Origin of the sequence: Aliiglaciecola lipolytica, assembly GCF_018860635.1 — a bacterium.
Lineage (GTDB): Bacteria > Pseudomonadota > Gammaproteobacteria > Enterobacterales > Alteromonadaceae > Aliiglaciecola > Aliiglaciecola lipolytica_A.
Window position 1 is genome coordinate 207,863 of the sequence record NZ_JAHKPT010000035.1, and the last position, 17,169, is coordinate 225,031.

Sequence of the window (17,169 nt, forward strand, 5' to 3'; positions counted from 1 at the left end):
GCTTTTGCTTTTAACCATTCTATTTATATGAAATATTAAACTTATTCACTTACTTTCAATAACATAACGCATAGTGTCAAATAAAAGTTGGTATAGCTAGCTAGGTAAATTAGATACTTAGGTATCTTAAATAGCACTACTAATTTGCCTGATTTACGTGCAAACTACGCGGTTAAAAATAATCATATTCTGTTCTTTAGAGAGAGGTTAGGGTTTGACGGAAAATATATATAAAAAGCGAATAGGCATCATTGGCTTAGGCTATGTTGGTTTGCCCCTAGCAGTGTCTTTTGGCAGAAAGTTTTCTACGCTGGGTTTTGATATTAACCAACAGCGTATTGAAGAACTTAATCGAGGTGAAGATCACACCTTGGAAGTTTCTCCTGAAGAGTTAAAAAGCGTGACATCTTTGACGTTTTCATCTGAACCTGAAGACCTCTCTCAATGTGATTTTATTATTGTTACCGTGCCTACGCCAATTGATAAAAATCGTCAACCTGATCTGACCCCTTTGAAAAAAGCCAGTGAAATGATTGGTAAGGTGGTCAAATCTGGCGCTACTGTTATTTATGAGTCAACGGTATACCCTGGTGCGACTGAAGAAGTATGTATTCCGTTAATCGAAAAATATTCTGGTTTGAAGTTCAATCAAGATTTTTATGCAGGCTACAGCCCAGAGCGAATCAATCCAGGAGATAAAACCCATCGTCTGGAAAGCATTATTAAAGTCACCAGTGGTTCCACTCCTGAAATTGGTGATTTAGTCGATCAATTGTATCTCAGTATTATTGAAGCGGGCACACATAGGGCGTCTTCCATAAAAGTCGCCGAAGCGGCTAAAGTAATTGAAAACACCCAAAGAGATTTAAATATTGCGCTAATAAATGAGTTGGCAATGATATTCGAAAGGCTCGGTATTGACACTGAAGAGGTGTTATTAGCCGCTGGTAGTAAATGGAACTTCTTGCCGTTTCGCCCCGGATTAGTGGGCGGACACTGTATTGGTGTTGACCCCTATTATTTGACCCATAAAGCCGAAGAGATTGGTTATCATCCTGAAGTCATTTTGGCGGGACGTCGCATTAACGACCAAATGGGCGAATATGTGGTCAGTCGTTTAGTGAAAAAAATGCTAAATAAAAAAATCATGGTTAATGGCGCTAATGTGCTTCTTATGGGGATCACATTCAAAGAAAACTGCCCCGATATTCGCAATACTAAGGTGGTCGATATTGCCACTGAGCTGGATAACTATCATGTGAATGTCGATATTTATGATCCTTGGGCCGAATCTGAAGAGGTTCAAGCTGAATATGGATTGAAATTAGTCAGTGAACCGGAAGTGGGAAAATATGACGCTATCATTGCGGCCGTTGCCCACCAAGAGTTCAAACAAATGTCGAGCCAAGAACTCCGTGCGCTAGGCAAAGACAATTGTGTTGTGTTTGACTTGAAATATATTATTGATAAAGAAATCGTTGATTTAAGACTTTAGGACAAAGTAAATGAAAATTTTAGTAACTGGGGCTGCCGGTTTTATTGGATCTCATGTAAGTTTGTATTTGCTTGAACGTGGTGATGAAGTAGTGGGGTTAGACAACCTCAATGATTATTATGACGTGAACCTCAAGCTAGATAGATTAAAAAGAGTAGAGCAGCATAAGAATAGCTACAATTTCACTTTTGTTAAAATGTCAGTGGAAGACAAAGAGGCTATGGCTGATTTGTTTGATGAACATAAATTTGACAAAGTCGTACACCTAGCGGCACAAGCTGGTGTGCGTTATTCATTAGAAAATCCCCACGCTTATATTGATGCCAATATTGTTGGTTTTATGAATATATTAGAGGGTTGCAGACACAATAAAGTGAAACACTTAGTTTATGCTTCCTCTAGTTCAGTTTATGGGGCTAACGAGTCTATGCCTTTCTCCGTGCACGATAACGTTGACCATCCAGTATCGTTATACGCGGCAAGTAAAAAAGCCAACGAACTGATGGCTCATACTTATAGTCATTTATTCAACTTGCCTACTACTGGCTTGCGTTTCTTTACCGTTTACGGTCCTTGGGGACGTCCAGATATGGCGTTATTCTTATTTACTAAAGCGATTTTAGAAGATAAACCGATTAAAGTGTTTAATTACGGTAACCATAAACGCGATTTCACCTACATTGATGACATTGTGGAAGGTATCATTCGTACCCTTGATCATACGGCTGAATCTAACCCAGATTGGTCAGGTAAGAATCCTGATCCAGGCACAAGTAAAGCCCCTTGGCGAGTGTACAATATCGGTAACCAATCACCGGTCCAGTTGATGGAATATATTGAGACCTTGGAAGAAAACCTGGGTAAAACCGCAGAGAAAGAGCTACTACCGCTGCAAATGGGTGACGTTCCTGATACCTACGCAGATGTTGAAGCTTTGGTTCGAGATGTTGATTACCGTCCACAAACGACAATTCAAACCGGGATTAAAAACTTTGTAGGTTGGTATAAAGATTACTTCAACGTGAATTAATCGTTTTGCAAGTTTGAAATAAAAAAACGCAAGGTACTCTATATAAGAGTCACCTTGCGTTTTTATTTGTACTCAGTAAATGGTTAAGAAGCGAGTTGTTCTTTCATCTTACGACGCATTTCATGCAGTAAAGGTTCGGTATAACCATTTGGCTGATCTACCCCTTCAAAAATAAGCGCCTTAGCCGCCTCAAAAGCAATAGATTTATCCAGATCTGGACACATATTGATGTATTCAGGGTCTCCGGCATTTTGCTGGTCTACCAGTTTTGCCATTCTATTTAATGATGCATTGACTTGTGACTCGTCAACTATTCCATGCAATAACCAATTGGCTATATGCTGACTGGAAATTCTAAGTGTCGCTCTGTCTTCCATCAGCCCTACATCATTGATATCTGGCACTTTTGAACAGCCAATTCCCTGGTTTACCCATCTAACCACGTAACCTAAAATGCCTTGAACATTATTGTCTAATTCTCGGGTCTTAGTTTCGTCATCTAGCACTGTTCCTGGCTCCATTAAAGGAACAGTAAGGATATCGTCCAACCCATCACTATGTTGCTCTTTAAGTGTCGATTGCACTGCAAATACATCAACTTGATGATAGTGCAAAGCGTGCAGAGTCGCAGCGGTAGGAGAGGGCACCCAAGCTGTGTTAGCACCGGCTTTAGGATGTTGTATTTTTGCTTTCATCATTTCGGCCATGTGGTCGGGGATTGGCCACATGCCTTTACCAATTTGTGCTTTTCCAGACAAGCCGGCCGCTAAGCCATGACCTACGTTATCTTTTTCATAAGCAGTTATCCATGGAAGCGTCTTCAATTGGCCTTTTAAACCAAATGGACCAAGCTGCATTGACGTATGGATTTCATCACCGGTACGGTCTAAAAATCCAGTATTGATAAACACTACACGGGTTTTCGCTGCTTCTATACACGCACTTAGGTTAATTGAAGTACGTCTTTCTTCATCCATAATACCCATTTTTATAGTATTTGCTTCTAGTCCAAGTATTTTTTCAACTTGTGCAAATAAAGCATTTGAAAACGCAACTTCTTCTGGACCATGCATTTTAGGCTTCACTATATAGATACTGCCTTTTTCACTGTTCGAAAATGGGCTGTGACCTAATAAGTCATGTTTTCCAATTAATGAAGTTATCATGCAATCCATAATACCTTCAGGTATAGCTTCACCATTAAATAGAATTGCATCATTGGACATTAATAAACCAACATTTCGAATAAACATCAAACTGCGGCCTTTTAAGCTACTCGCTTGTCCATCAAGGTTGGTGAAAACCTTGTCTTCATTAAGCTTTCGTTCAATGGACTTTTGACCTTTTTGTACAGAGGTGCAAAGCGTGCCTTTCATTAAACCTAACCAATTGCGATAAACTTGTGTTTTATCTTCCGCATCTACTGCAGCGACAGAGTCTTCACAATCCATGATAGTAGTTAAAGCTGCTTCGAGTACGATGTCTTTTAATCCGCTTGGATCGGCAGCGCCAACTGGGTGCGAGCAGTCGAATTGCAACTCAATATGCAGCCCGTTGTGGATAAGAATAATTGATGTAGGGTCGCCAACTTCGCCAATGAAACCTATATATTGATCTGTATCACTCAGTTGGGTTTGCTCACCATTATCAAGTTTGCAAATTAAAGTTGATTGTTCAATTGAGTAGGCTGTTACATTCTGATGGCTTCCCTTTTCAAGCGGAGCGGCGACATCAAGCCAGTGACGTCCGTGCTCTATAACCTTTTGCCCTCTAACACTATTATAAGGACCACTCTTATGAGCACCATTTTCTTCACTAATCACATCTGTGCCATAAAGGGCGTCGTAAAGGCTACCCCATCTTGCATTTGCCGCATTAATCGCATAGCGCGCATTGTTGATTGGAACAACTAGTTGTGGACCTGCCATAGTTGCGATTTCAGGATCAACATTTTGCGTACTAATTTGAAACCCAGCAGGTTGAGGTAACAGGTAACCAATTTCTTGCAAGAACGCTTTGTAGTCAGATAGGTTATATTGCGGATTTTGTTGGCAGTACTTATCGATTTTTACTTGTAAGTCGTCGCGCTTTTTTAACAGCGCCTGATTCTTCGGCATGAACTCCGTCAACAGCTGCTCAAACCCATTCCAAAAAGTATCTAATTCTACTTCTGTTTGGCCAATTGCTTCGTCTTTAATGAAACAATCTAATTCTTCCGCTATTTTCAATTTTCCGCGAGATATATAATTTTGCATTGTAATACTCCAAAGCTGTCCAATAGATTGATTCTACCCACTTCTTAGGAATATGTTTAATTTATGGCTTTTATCCTTGCGATAGATTCTGTGAATGTTGAAGCTAGGAGTGCCAATTAACTAAGTTGATTGGCTACTTCACTAATAAGACGACGGAACCAAATATGCCCAGCATCATGGTGGAGCAGCGCGCTCCAAGCCATTTTTAGGCCAATGGGGGGAATATCAAATGGCGGTTCTAAAATGACCACGTCAGGATCGTTGCGATACAAGTTTGCAGCTTTGCTAGGTAGTGTAGCAATTAGATTTTGAGCTTTAGCTAACTGTAAGGCAACATGATAATGTCGGGTAAACACTCTGATATCTCGCTTTTTACCTAATTTAGTTAACTCTGCATCTACCCAACCTAACTTTTGCACTTCGTTAGGATCAACACCAACACCTACCCCAAAGCCTGTTTTACTTACCCAAATGTGCTGCGCAGACAAATAACTGCTTAAATCAAAATGGGAAACAATCGGATTACTACTTTTTAATACGCAAGAAAAAGCATCATACCAAATGACTTTTTGATGGAAGGAGAGGGGGAGTTCATCAAAGCGGTTAATCGCCATGTCGACTTTGCCATGTTCAACATCATGGAAAGTCACATCACTTGGTGTAATAACGTCCAAGGTGATATTAGGTGCGATCTTTCCTAATTGTCTAATGACTTCAATTAACAAGGTTGACTCTGCATAATCACTGGCCATTATGCGGAATGTTCTTTGGCTACTGGCAGGTATAAATTCTGTTTCAGGCTGAATAGTTGTTTCCAACTTGGCTAAAACATCACGCACAACAGGTTGAAGTTCCAATGCCCGTTTAGTTGGCGTCATACCGTCACTGGTGCGCACTAACAAGGGATCATTAAACAAATCACGTAGACGCTTTAAACCATTGCTCATTGCTGGTTGGGTTATGCTGAGTTGATTTGCAGCTTTGGTTACGCTTCCTTCGCGAAGCAACACATCCAGATATACCAATAAATTTAGATCAACTTTAGCAATATTCAAATTAACTTCACTTCTAAACTGATTTATCAGTGATTATACCAGCTGTATAAGGGATACCACAAAAAAAAAGCAAGACATTACGTCTTGCTTTTTTAGCGTGTTAAAAGTTAGCTTTATAAAGCAACGTCGAATTGATTCATAGTGTTGTCTTCACCTGCAGCTTTAAGGGCTTGCTCACCACTGAAATATTCTTTGTGATCGTCACCCATGTTAGAACCTGCCATCGCTTGGTGCTTAACACAAGCTAAGCCTTGACGTAGTTCTTGGCGTTGAACACCTTTAACATAAGCAAGCATACCTTCGTCACCGAAGTAACCTTTGGCTAGATTATCAGTTGATAATGCAGCAGTGTGATAAGTAGGTAACGTGATTAGGTGATGGAAAATGCCAGCTTCACGAGCAGCATCTGCTTGGAAGGTGCGCACTTTTTCATCAGCTTCTATGGCTAATTGACTATCGTCGTATTTAACTTGCATAAGTTCTTCACGGTTATATTCGCTAACGTCTTTACCTGCTTCAACCCAAGCGTCGAATACTTGCTGACGGAAGTTTAAGGTCCAGTTAAATGAAGGTGAATTGTTATAAACTAATTTAGCATTTGGTACCGCTTTGCGAATTTCGTTAACCATTGCACCGATTTGACCAACATGAGGTTTCTCAGTTTCAATCCACAAAAGATCTGCACCGTTTTGCAATGAAGTTATGCAGTCAAGCACTACACGATCAACACCAGTATTGTCTTTGAATTTAAATAAACCGTTAGGTAAACGAACAGGTTTAACCAATTTACCATTTTGACGAAGGGCAAGATCGCCTTCTTGTAAGTCATCTACAGATTTAACTTCTGTGGTGTCTAAAAATGCATTGTACTGAGACGCTAAATCGCCTTCAGATGTAGATACAGGTATTTTTTGCGTCAAGCCTGCGCCTAGAGAGTCAGTTCTTGCTACGATTACACCGTCATCTACACCTAGCTCAAGAAAGGCGTAACGAACGGCATTAATTTTAGCTAAGAAATCTTCATGAGGAACAGTAACCTTGCCATCTTGGTGACCACACTGTTTAGCATCAGATACTTGGTTTTCGATTTGAATACAGCATGCGCCGGCTTCGATCATTTTCTTAGCTAACAAGTAGGTTGCTTCTTCATTACCAAAGCCTGCATCGATATCTGCAATAATTGGCACCACATGCGTTTCGTAATTGTCAATTTTTGACTGAATTTCGCTAGTATCTTTGCCTGCAGCTCTTGCTGAATCAAGCTCGTGAAATAGCTCACCTAATTCTTTTGCATCTGCTTGACGTAGGAAAGTATATAGCTCTTCTATAAGTGAAGACACAGTGGTTTTTTCATGCATAGATTGGTCAGGTAGAGGACCAAATTCTGAACGAAGTGCTGCAACCATCCACCCTGATAGGTACAAATATTTTTTATTTGTTGTGCCTTGGTGCTTTTTCACTGCCAACATTTTTTGTTGTCCAATAAAACCATGCCAGCAACCTAAAGATTGAGTATATTGACTAGAGTCTGCATCATACTCTTCCATATCTTTGCGCATAATAGCCGCTGTGTATTTCGCGATATCAAGTCCGGTTTGAAAACGGTTTTGAGCTTTCATTCTTGCAGCAAATTCAGGGTTAATCGCATTCCAACCAGAACCATTTTCTTGGCATAACTGACTTACAGCGTTTAGGTCATTTTGATATTGAGACATCATATTTTCCTTATTTCTATTACATGTGTAGGGAACTGAGGCCTAGTGCATAATTATTCTGAACACATCTAGACGACTGGTATCGATTCACCTGATTATTGTTTTGTGTCGATGCAATTATCCTAGCCTCACATGGATAATAAAAAAAACGTATAATAATGATTTTCGAAATAGATATTGTGAATGTTGGTTTGTATTTCCTTAGAATTCAAAGGGTAAAGTAAATTCACCTCATCGTTGATAAGCTCAAAAAAGTGACTTTTAAATTGCCGCTAGTGGTTTATTTACTCCCTTATGTACTGGTTTCGCGTTATTCTTTCGTTTATCACTTAGTAGTTTTAAGATTTTATGAGCAGAATTTTAGCGTCCGTTGATCAGCGCACTCAATTAGTTGGTGAAAACCGACTGGAATTGCTCATGTTCAAATTAGGTTCAAGGCACACATTTGCAATTAATGTATTTAAAGTAAAGGAAGTGATTACTGTCCCCATGATGCATCAAATGCCTGGTAGCCACGGGAATTTAAAAGGGGTGACTAATTATCGGGGAAAGTCTATTCCCATTATTGATCTACGCAAATCAATAAAGTTGCCAGATTCAACAGATATTGTTAACCAAAATGTAATCATTACTGAATACAACCGAACTGTGCAAGGTTTTCTGATTGGAGATGTAATTAATATTGTTAATACGTCGTGGGGTAATATTCAAGCCCCACCAACTACAGTTGGAAAAAATAATTATTTAACAGCAATTACGCAAATTGAAATAAATGGCAATAAAGAACTTGTCGAAATTATTGATGTTGAAAAAGTACTTGCTGAAATCATCGAATATGACACTTACATTTCTGAAGAAATATTAGATGAAGATGTGCTGAAACATTTAAACGGGCAAACAGTTTTAGTTGTTGATGACTCTTCTACCGCCCGTCTTCAAATTCGCGATACGTTAAAACAGCTGGGTATTAATATTATAGAGCGCAGTGATGGTTTGAGGGCGTTGAACCTGCTGCGAGAGTGGGCAAACAGTGGTAAACAGGTAACAGACCAAATTCTAATGATGTTTACTGATGCTGAAATGCCCGAAATGGATGGCTATCGCTTGACCGCAGAAGTGAGACAAGACGAGCGAATGAGTGATTTATTTATTGCCCTAAATACCTCACTCAGTGGCAGCTTTAATGAGGCGATGGTTAAAAAAGTGGGATGTAACCGTTTTATTTCAAAGTTTCAGCCGGATTTACTCGTAGATGTGGTTCAACAACGGATGCGAGAAAAACTTCAAGAGTCCAAATAGATATTTATCTTCAATGGCTCTGCAATTTACTTTTTTGATTTTTTGTTATGATTTTTTACCCTTGTAGATCACATTGTTGTTAAGTTTAGTGAAAATACAAGAAATCGGTTTATCCAGATAAAATTTCACGTATCATTTCCCCTGAAATTATTTTTACTAACCTTTGGAGATAGAATGAAGCGGCTTTCGGTTTTTACATTATTGCTGTTTGTTTCTGTAGCGCAAGCTAGTCAAGAAAAACCTAAAAACATTATAATGGTAGTTGGCGACGGCATGGGGCCAGCGTATACCACAGCATATCGTTATTTTGCAGACAAAAAGTCTTCGCCAGTCATTGAACCAACGGTCTTTGACCGACATTTAGTTGGGATGGCCAGCACTTACCCGGCTAGAGTAAGTGGTTATGTAACCGACTCCGCTGCAGGTGCTACCGCTTTGTCTGCTGGAGTGAAATCATATAACGGCGCCATCGCTGTGGATGAGAACAAAAAATCGGTTAAAACGGTACTTGAACAAGCTCGTATGAATGGCTTAAAAACAGGTGTCGCTGTGACATCACAAATTAATCATGCAACCCCAGCCTCTTTTGCAGCGCACAATGAAAGTCGCCGCAACTACGATGCAATAGCAGACAGTTATTTTGACGACAAAGTGAATGGTCAATTTGCACTAGATGTAATGTTAGGTGGTGGTTGGAAATACTTTATTCGTGATGATCGTAATATAGTTGAGCAGTTTCAATCGGCGGGTTATCAATATATTGATGATTTAGCGCAACTAACTTCCCTTAAAGCTGGACCTGTTATTGGACTATTTGGCGATGAAGGCATGCCTTGGGCCCTGGATATGCCGGGAAAACAGCGTCTACCTGCATTGGTGAAAACAGCGGTTAAACAGTTAACTAACGATAAAGGTTACTTTTTATTAGTAGAAGGTAGTCAGGTTGATTGGGCTGGACACTCAAATGATATTGCATCTGCGATGGCAGAGATGCATGACTTGGCGTTAACTCTGGAATGGTTAGAACAATATGTTCAAGAGAATCCAGATACCTTGGTGGTGGTGACTGCCGATCATAGTACTGGTGGTTTTACAATTGCAGCTAATGGCAACTATCAATGGAATCCTGATCCGTTAAAAAATCTGACACAGTCTCTAAGCTCTTTGGCAAAATCAATGGCAAATAGTGAAACACCGTTAGACACCGCAGAAGCAGGGTTGGGTTTTGAACTGAATGAAACTGAAAAGTCACTTTTGCAAAAAGCGGATTTGAAAAACAGTAAAGCACTTTATGTTCAGCTTAAAAAATTGATGGATATTCGTTCAAACTCAGGTTGGACTAGCTCGGGTCATACTGCCGTGGATGTTCAAATTTTTGCTATGGGCGCAGGAAAAGAACACTTCCATGGTCATATGGACAATACTGATATTCCAAAAGTTATTTTTGAATTAATGCAATCTGAATAGTCATCAATTGGCAAAGTTAGCAGTCAAGTCTCTTTCCTGATTTGGCTGCTAATACCCTGTTAACTCCATAAACCCTAACCCCTTATGACTGCCCTCAATTGACACTGCTCCCTCATAATAGGGAAACATGCCACGATTATATTGGTCCTTTTTAAATGCTGAAACGCGAATATCAATTTGGTGTTGGGGTAAGGATATCGACCAATTGAGTGGTACTTTCACACCATCAATTTCTGAGTAGCCATTAATTGAAGCGGCAATATCTTGTTCAGTTAGGTGAGTTTTATCTCCATTTGAACTTATTAAACTGCCGAACCAGGAATTCCTCAATTGCCCATGACGAACCTGATACAACATAAGTTTACGACCATCTTGTAGATGCAATGAAAACCAGTCCCAGCCTTCGGTTGCCTGATCTGACAGGCCTGCACTCCATTCGTGATCGAACCAACCTTGCCCAGAAACTTCAATTTTTGCGGTGGGTAACTCGATCACTCCAGTAATATCAATAAATGGCTGACTATAATACATTGAGGCGTGCTGATGGTTACTAAGCTTAATACTGTAACCATTTTCACCGTGCAAAACGTACGGACCACTTGCTTTCATTGTGAGTCTTATATTAACGTCTTCATTGAGGTTAAAATTCAATGTGGCTGGAAATAAATCTGCTGATTCTGAACGCCATTGCCAGTCATCTAAATACGCCGTAAAAGCGTTAGAATTCGCTGCTAACGAAACATCTGCATTACCAACGCCTCCTCGGGCGAACACCTCTTCAAACCAATCATCGGTTTTGGAGCTTAATTTACCATGGCTCATATATAGTTGCCCATCGCTCCAGTTAGAATCGGTAACCCCCCCTGAAAAACGGAATAGCGTCCACTGCAGCGGATATTGATTTCCTTGCTGGTCAAACAGGTTAGCGGTTAAGTACCACCATTCAATGGCAAATTCTGGATGGCTTAAATGATCTTGCGGAAATTTAATTGTTAATTCTGTATGGGCTTTTGCGCTGGAAAAGTTTTCTTGGTTTAGTAAGCCTCCATACATGCCAGAAGAAGGTTTATCAGCTTCCGAGCAGGCAGTTAATACTAGGCTTGTTAATAGTATTACGTTCTGCAGTCTTATCCATTTAGCCATTTTATATCCTCAATAGGTGGCTTCAATATTGCCTTAGCTGCAGGTAAAACAACAACGAATAGCACGACAGCCAAACTGGAACAAACTAGCTGTACAATCGTTTTTAATTCAATAATCAAAGGATAAGACCAGTGAAAAGCTTGTACATTGATAAGGTGGATCAGTAGCCAGCTAAGTAAAATGCCAAATGGTATCGCCAGAGCACAAATGAACAAACACAACACAGTGTATTGAAACAGCGTGAGGATTAAAATTCGAAGGGCTGGGATGCCTAATGAGCGGATTAAAGCGCGCTGAGGTTTATTGTCAAAATCTATCACGCTAAGGGAAGATGCTAATGAAAAAGCAGCGACCAATAGGGTGATGATATTGAGGCTTTGGGTCACCACAAATGTGCTATCGAATGTTTGCATTGATGTTTTCAGCACTTCCTGTGTTTCCATGATTTGTGCTTCTGGAATTTGCATTGCTATTCGCTTTTTCAGTTCAGCCAACCAAGATTGATCAGGTGCTTGATTGAATAAGGCGATCACGTGTCGGCCGATTAATTGATCTTTTATTAAATCCTCAGAGATGAATGCCTGTGGTTTGGGATTACCATAATCATAGTAGATAGCAACAACTTGCATCGATAACTTAGAATTATCACGCCGAGATATCTCTATTTTTTGCCCTAATTTAAGTTGCTTTGAAAGGGCAAACTGTTGATTAATAAAAATGCCGTTACCATCGATAAAGGTGTTCCAAGGTGCAGATAAAGAACGTTCAAATAACAACGCTTTTTGGTGCTCAACATTACTTGGATAGGAGCGAATTTGAATTGGACTCCCTTGATAGCTTGCCGTTTCTTGCTGCCGAATAACGGGGTTAACAGTAGGGTAGTTTTGTTTAATTAAGGAGATAACTTGGTCTGTATTCTTAGTATAAATGTAGCCATCGGCATTGAGACGTTGGGTTATCCATGAATCCGTTGCAACTCGAAAACTGTTGACCATTAAATTCATACCAACATTTGCCGCTACAGCGATAAAAAAGGCACAAAAAGCAATGCTACTTTTGTTTGAAACGCGTTTTGCGTCCGCCAAACTCCAACGTAAAGTCGGCATTTTATGAGGAATTAGGCGAATAACCACGGAAAGTAACTTGGGTAATATAAACAAAACCATGAAACAGCCACTGATTATCAACAAAGCAATAATCACAAACGAACCAAATATGTCTGCGTCGCTAAAATAAACCAATATGCTGATTAAAATTGATATGAGTGAAAATGCTAACCATTTGTTCTCATTATTTGTTCGTGGAGTTGAAGCACTTATTGAGCCTATTTGATGATTAACCAAACGCAAGGGCAAGGCTGCGGCGAGGCTTAAACCAATAATGCTGGCTAGCAAAACTTGCAAATATAAAGTGAACCAAGAAAATGTCTGAAAACCTACTTTTACATCATACAAGCTCTCAAGAGTTTGGTTTACCGCAGGCGATAACCATTGCGATATTTCGATGCCTAAGATTACGCCTATAGCACTGCAAATCACGGCTAAACCCAACATTTCAATGATGCTAGCGATAAACACGGCTGATACTGGCACCCCCTGTTGTCTTAAAATCTTGAACATGGGTACGCGTTTAATCATTAATAAATTTAACGCATTTAACACTACAAACATGCACACCACGAACATGAGTAGTCCCATCGCGAACAGGTTAAGGTGAAAGCTGGCAGTCAGTTGGCTAGCGTCTTCTGCAGTCTTTAATTTGACTAATTTTAGATTTGTTGGCAGCTTAATTGACGGAGGCCGTTTGTCGTCATAATTTCCCACAACCAACAGATAAGAAATCGTCTTGTTATCGAATTGGTTAAATAAGGTTTCAATGTCGCTGACAATTTGATTATTTAACCCCGCAGTTTTTATCTGGCTAATAGGGCCTATTGATAGCTGATAATTGAGTGTTAAATAATTATCTGAGGAGAGTACTTTTTTGGCAATTAATTGCTTAGCATAGTCGGGGTGAAGCATGAATTTTATATTTGGAGAAAACCGCCCAATGGAATCCTCGGACGAATTGGAATTCAAATGCCCGTTGTTTAAGCTCATTAGCGCATAATAATCGATTCCAATAAAAACTAGGGTGCTGTTATCTATCGCCTCAACTTCCATGCTCGATAGCGCAACTATATTTCGGTTTCCACTTTTCCGTAAATTGGCATAATCTGCCTTGGAAATTGACGCTCCTTGCTTGGCATAAATTGCGTAGTGTACGTCTGCAAACAACGGCAGGTTTGCATCGTTGTAACTGCGTTTGGCGGTCTCATTTATGACTAGAACAGAAGAGAAGCCAGCACATCCGATAATGATTGCTAACAATACAATAAAAATTCGATATCTTTGCAATCGATAGCTTTTTAGGATCACCCACAATACAGCATGAATTAATTTAATCATTAGCTTGAAGGGTTAGCTTTTTGTCGCTCAAGTGATAGTGGAGGTGGGCTTGCTTGGCTAGTTTATGGCTGTGAGTAACCATAACCAGCATAGCGTTGTGCAAAGAACACAGTGATAACAGTAAATTAGCTACTTTGTCGCTATTTTTGTCGTCAAGATTACCAGTGGGTTCATCGGCTAATATTAGTTGTGGTTTATGAGACAAAGCTCTGGCGATGGCTACTCGTTGCTGCTCACCTCCAGACAAATCCATGGGCATTTTATGGCGTTGCTTCGCAATGCCTAACTCCTCCAGCAGACTAAGCAGATATTTTTCATCTAAATTTTGGTTTAAACGAGCAGGAAAACACACATTTTCCCAAACCGATAAACATTCAATGAGGTTGAATTTTTGGAAAACAATGCCGATAGATTTTTGTCGATAGGCATCACTAGCCTTAGAGGAGAATAAACAGATATTTTGCTGGTTAACTATAATCGAGCCTGTATCTGGTTTGTCTAAACAAGCCAACAAATGCAGCAGTGTTGACTTACCAGAACCAGACTCGCCAGTAATTGCAATTTGTTGCTTAGGAGCAATAGTTAAATTTAGATTGTCTAAAACAGTCGTTAATTGCTTTCCGTCTTGGTAAGACTTAGATAGCGCTTCAATCTTAATCATTGCACCACCAAATTTTTAACGTTTAATCAATTAACCTTCTTCTTGAATGAAAGACAAGTAATCTTCACCGGTTAACTTTTTCATTTGTACAATTAAATAGGCCAAAGCGGAAAAAAGCATAATTAAACTTGGCACCATGATCACCGGATAACTTAGCGCAGTCATGCGCCCTAACTCTTCAGTATATGCGGTTGTGCCAGGCTCGCTGACTAAGATGATTTTCGCCAATATGTAATTGAGAAAGGATGAAACAAAAAACGAAGCGGCGACGATATAAGAACTGATGGTTATTTTTCGATTAAATAATGCGGTATTTTGTTTTTTCTCCAATGCCTCGTCTAATGCATTCCAATTGATCACATTTTCATTAAGGATAAGAATTTTAACTAACGACCGGTTGGTATATTGGGAAATTAAAACCGCAATACCTAAAATGCCCGGGATAGCCGCTTCTTTAATCGCAATGTATTCGGCGGGAAGTTTCAACAAGGTGATACCACCGGTAAGTATGACACTGATAATGCCAAGAATGGAAAAACCGTTTACTTTTCCAGATTTTTTTAAGTCCCATATACCGTATCCAATAGGAAATGCCAAAGCGCAAACCACACTTAATGCGGGTCCCAAATATTCTTCACCACTGAGATACGACAAAATCAATACTGGAATAACAATATTGAACGCAAGATTACCTAAAAACCCGTTATTTTGTGGCGGGTTCTTTTTCGTATTTTGAGTTGACTCGTTTGCTGCTGGCTTATTCATAAAATCTTTAAAATAAATTTAACTGTTGTCAGTATATCGAACTCGCAATCAATCCACTATGGTTTTCATAGGCATTAAACGTAAAGCGACCTTTTATTGTGATTAGCGTTTTTTTGCCCATAATTTAGCCGCGCATAACCCCGCGATAAATCCGAATAAGTGAGATTCCCATGACACAAAAGCATTTGAGGGAATTACACCAAATATTAGGCCTCCATAGAAAAAGCCTACTATTAGTGAAATTATAATGAGTTTTATGCGACCTGATATTAGCCCCCCTAAAACTAAAAATCCAAAATAACCGTAAATTATCCCACTAGCCCCAATGTGCATAGCAGGGCGAGCGAACAACCACACCAACACACCAATACTTAACATTAAATAGATGCTGACAGTTATATAGGTTTTTTTACCGTACTGCATGACGAGCAAACTAAATATGCCTAAAGTGATAATATTGGATGCAAAATGGCTCAAATTGCCATGTAAAAATGGACTAAAAATAATTCCCCGTAAGCCAATCAGTTCACGTGGGTATATCCCATAAATATTTAGACTGCGGCCAAATAGGATATTGATGCCTTCTATCGCGGCAAAAAATAGCATCAAGTACAAAACAAATTTCAACTGGGATGCTAAAGCCGTTGTTTTTGAGCCCATTCGACTTATCCTAAAATAATATGTGGTAGATAACGGGACATATCTTGGGTAATAACCGAAGTATCTTCTCGAACAGAAATTCCAGCGGCTTTATCATTAACTAACCAGGAGCCAATCAATGTGAAGTTGTTGTCAAATTTAGGCAGTGGATGGAATGCTTGGTAAATAAATCCTTCCTCGCCATAAGGGCCGTCGGCATGAATAATCTGTTGTCCTTTTTCAATCACACTGACGTTTGCACCTTCACGAGAAAAAATGGGTTTTTTTACAATTCGCTGGTGATCACATAGATGTAATTCATCTTCGAAATAAGAAGGCAGCAAATTTGGGTGACCTTTAAACATCTTCCATAACATAGGCATTAGCGCTTTGTTCGACAGAATACTTTTCCATAAAGGTTCGATCCAATTAGTTTGGGAGCTTTCCACAAAGTCACCAAACTCCTCGCGCTGCATAAATTCCCAAGGATACAGTTTAAACAAGGTATCTATTTCATTATTCTTTAAATCTGTGAAACGGCCCGACTCACCCAATCCAATGTCTTCGATAAATACAAAAGGCGCTTTGAGTCCAGATTCTGCGGCACAGTCTTGCAAATATTGAACGGTGCCTCTGTCTTCTATTGTGTCCTGACAGCAGGCAAAGTGGATATGCTCGGTTTGATAATGTTTAGCAATTTCATTTAATCGCCAGATTAACTTTTCCTGCAAAGAATTAAATTGATCAGCATGGCGAGATATGCGATTACCATCCACCAAATCTTGTAACCACAACCATTGCCAGAATCCTGATTCATATAAGCTGGTAGGTGTGTCTGCATTATTTTCATAAAGCTTGGCAGGGCCACTGCCATCATATGCAAAATCCAGTCGTGAATATAAAGAGGGATCATGATTGCGCCAAGAATCTTTAAGCCCTTGCCAAAATGCTTCTGGGATTTTAAAAGCTGACAATAAAGCGTCACTATTCACCACTTTGTCTACAACTTGTAAGCACATTTGATGAATTTCGACTGTGGGGTCTTCCAAGTCTTTTTCTATTTGCTGCAAATTGAACTGATAATAAGCTGACTCATCCCAGTAGGGTTCGCCGTACATACTGTGGAACGAAAAGCCAAATTCCTTGGCTTTTTGTTGCCAGTTTTTGCGGGGCTCACTTGGTATTCTGAACATCAGGA

13 protein-coding genes are annotated in these 17,169 nt (G+C 39.7%); 4 read left to right on the forward strand and 9 right to left on the reverse strand.

Annotated features, from left to right (window positions below; translation table 11 throughout):
• The first annotated feature begins 214 nt into the window (after positions 1-214).
• A complete protein-coding gene (gene tviB, locus KO530_RS18820; RefSeq protein WP_216050002.1) occupies positions 215-1,495 on the forward strand; it encodes a Vi polysaccharide biosynthesis UDP-N-acetylglucosamine C-6 dehydrogenase TviB in 1,281 nt (426 codons plus the stop codon).
• A 10-nt stretch (positions 1,496-1,505) separates the two neighbouring features.
• A complete protein-coding gene (locus tag KO530_RS18825; RefSeq protein ID WP_216050003.1) occupies positions 1,506-2,525 on the forward strand; it encodes an NAD-dependent epimerase in 1,020 nt (339 codons plus the stop codon).
• Positions 2,526-2,608: 83 nt separating this feature from the next.
• Here KO530_RS18825 and KO530_RS18830 read toward each other — a convergent pair whose 3' ends face one another.
• From KO530_RS18830 to KO530_RS18840, 3 genes are all read right to left on the reverse strand, one after another.
• Positions 2,609-4,780 carry a malate synthase G gene (locus KO530_RS18830; RefSeq protein ID WP_216050004.1) on the reverse strand — a complete coding sequence of 724 codons (2,172 nt, stop codon included), beginning with the start codon at positions 4,778-4,780 and terminating at the stop codon, positions 2,609-2,611.
• Between the two features lie 116 nt (positions 4,781-4,896).
• Positions 4,897-5,835, reverse strand: a complete 939-nt coding sequence (locus KO530_RS18835; RefSeq protein ID WP_216050005.1) for a LysR family transcriptional regulator — start codon at positions 5,833-5,835, stop codon at positions 4,897-4,899.
• A 113-nt stretch (positions 5,836-5,948) separates the two neighbouring features.
• Positions 5,949-7,550 (reverse strand): isocitrate lyase, encoded by a 1,602-nt coding sequence (locus KO530_RS18840; RefSeq protein ID WP_216050006.1) that lies wholly within the window; start codon positions 7,548-7,550, stop codon positions 5,949-5,951.
• Positions 7,551-7,898: 348 nt separating this feature from the next.
• Between KO530_RS18840 and KO530_RS18845 the strand changes: the two genes are divergently transcribed.
• The gene (locus KO530_RS18845; protein WP_216050007.1) at positions 7,899-8,849 is read left to right on the forward strand and encodes a chemotaxis protein CheV; all 951 of its coding nucleotides are present in this window, start codon (positions 7,899-7,901) and stop codon (positions 8,847-8,849) included.
• Positions 8,850-9,023: 174 nt separating this feature from the next.
• The gene (locus tag KO530_RS18850; RefSeq protein ID WP_216050008.1) at positions 9,024-10,316 is read left to right on the forward strand and encodes an alkaline phosphatase; all 1,293 of its coding nucleotides are present in this window, start codon (positions 9,024-9,026) and stop codon (positions 10,314-10,316) included.
• 48 nt (positions 10,317-10,364) lie between these two features.
• Here KO530_RS18850 and KO530_RS18855 read toward each other — a convergent pair whose 3' ends face one another.
• The 6 genes from KO530_RS18855 to KO530_RS18880 all read right to left on the reverse strand — a co-directional run bounded on the left by KO530_RS18855 (position 10,365) and on the right by KO530_RS18880 (position 17,164).
• The gene (locus KO530_RS18855; RefSeq protein WP_216050009.1) at positions 10,365-11,459 is read right to left on the reverse strand and encodes a lipocalin-like domain-containing protein; all 1,095 of its coding nucleotides are present in this window, start codon (positions 11,457-11,459) and stop codon (positions 10,365-10,367) included.
• Positions 11,444-13,906 carry an ABC transporter permease gene (locus KO530_RS18860; RefSeq protein ID WP_216050010.1) on the reverse strand — a complete coding sequence of 821 codons (2,463 nt, stop codon included), beginning with the start codon at positions 13,904-13,906 and terminating at the stop codon, positions 11,444-11,446. Before KO530_RS18860 ends, KO530_RS18855 begins: the two co-directional genes overlap by 16 nt.
• Positions 13,899-14,567, reverse strand: coding sequence for an ABC transporter ATP-binding protein (locus tag KO530_RS18865; protein ID WP_216050011.1), 669 nt, complete (start codon positions 14,565-14,567; stop codon positions 13,899-13,901). The genes KO530_RS18860 and KO530_RS18865 overlap by 8 nt, the downstream gene beginning before the upstream one ends.
• 30 nt (positions 14,568-14,597) lie before the next feature.
• Positions 14,598-15,332: a VC0807 family protein gene (locus KO530_RS18870; protein WP_216050012.1), complete on the reverse strand. Its 735-nt coding sequence runs from the start codon at positions 15,330-15,332 to the stop codon at positions 14,598-14,600.
• 102 nt (positions 15,333-15,434) lie between these two features.
• Positions 15,435-15,992, reverse strand: a complete 558-nt coding sequence (locus KO530_RS18875; protein ID WP_216050013.1) for a rhomboid family intramembrane serine protease — start codon at positions 15,990-15,992, stop codon at positions 15,435-15,437.
• 5 nt (positions 15,993-15,997) lie between these two features.
• Positions 15,998-17,164 (reverse strand): glutathionylspermidine synthase family protein, encoded by a 1,167-nt coding sequence (locus KO530_RS18880; protein WP_216050014.1) that lies wholly within the window; start codon positions 17,162-17,164, stop codon positions 15,998-16,000.
• Between the last annotated feature and the right edge of the window lie 5 nt (positions 17,165-17,169).

Excerpts from the sequence above, each read along its gene's own strand:
- KO530_RS18825 (WP_216050003.1), top strand. The coding sequence starts at position 1,506 with ATGAAAATTTTAGTAACTGGGGCTGCCGGTTTTATTGGATCTCATGTA.
- KO530_RS18830 (WP_216050004.1), bottom strand. The coding sequence starts at position 4,780 with ATGCAAAATTATATATCTCGCGGAAAATTGAAAATAGCGGAAGAATTA.
- KO530_RS18840 (WP_216050006.1), bottom strand. The coding sequence starts at position 7,550 with ATGTCTCAATATCAAAATGACCTAAACGCTGTAAGTCAGTTATGCCAA.
- KO530_RS18845 (WP_216050007.1), top strand. The coding sequence starts at position 7,899 with ATGAGCAGAATTTTAGCGTCCGTTGATCAGCGCACTCAATTAGTTGGT.
- KO530_RS18850 (WP_216050008.1), top strand. The coding sequence starts at position 9,024 with ATGAAGCGGCTTTCGGTTTTTACATTATTGCTGTTTGTTTCTGTAGCG.
- KO530_RS18855 (WP_216050009.1), bottom strand. The coding sequence starts at position 11,459 with ATGGCTAAATGGATAAGACTGCAGAACGTAATACTATTAACAAGCCTA.
- KO530_RS18860 (WP_216050010.1), bottom strand. The coding sequence starts at position 13,906 with ATGATTAAATTAATTCATGCTGTATTGTGGGTGATCCTAAAAAGCTAT.
- KO530_RS18865 (WP_216050011.1), bottom strand. The coding sequence starts at position 14,567 with ATGATTAAGATTGAAGCGCTATCTAAGTCTTACCAAGACGGAAAGCAA.
- KO530_RS18870 (WP_216050012.1), bottom strand. The coding sequence starts at position 15,332 with ATGAATAAGCCAGCAGCAAACGAGTCAACTCAAAATACGAAAAAGAAC.
- KO530_RS18875 (WP_216050013.1), bottom strand. The coding sequence starts at position 15,992 with ATGGGCTCAAAAACAACGGCTTTAGCATCCCAGTTGAAATTTGTTTTG.
- KO530_RS18880 (WP_216050014.1), bottom strand. The coding sequence starts at position 17,164 with ATGTTCAGAATACCAAGTGAGCCCCGCAAAAACTGGCAACAAAAAGCC.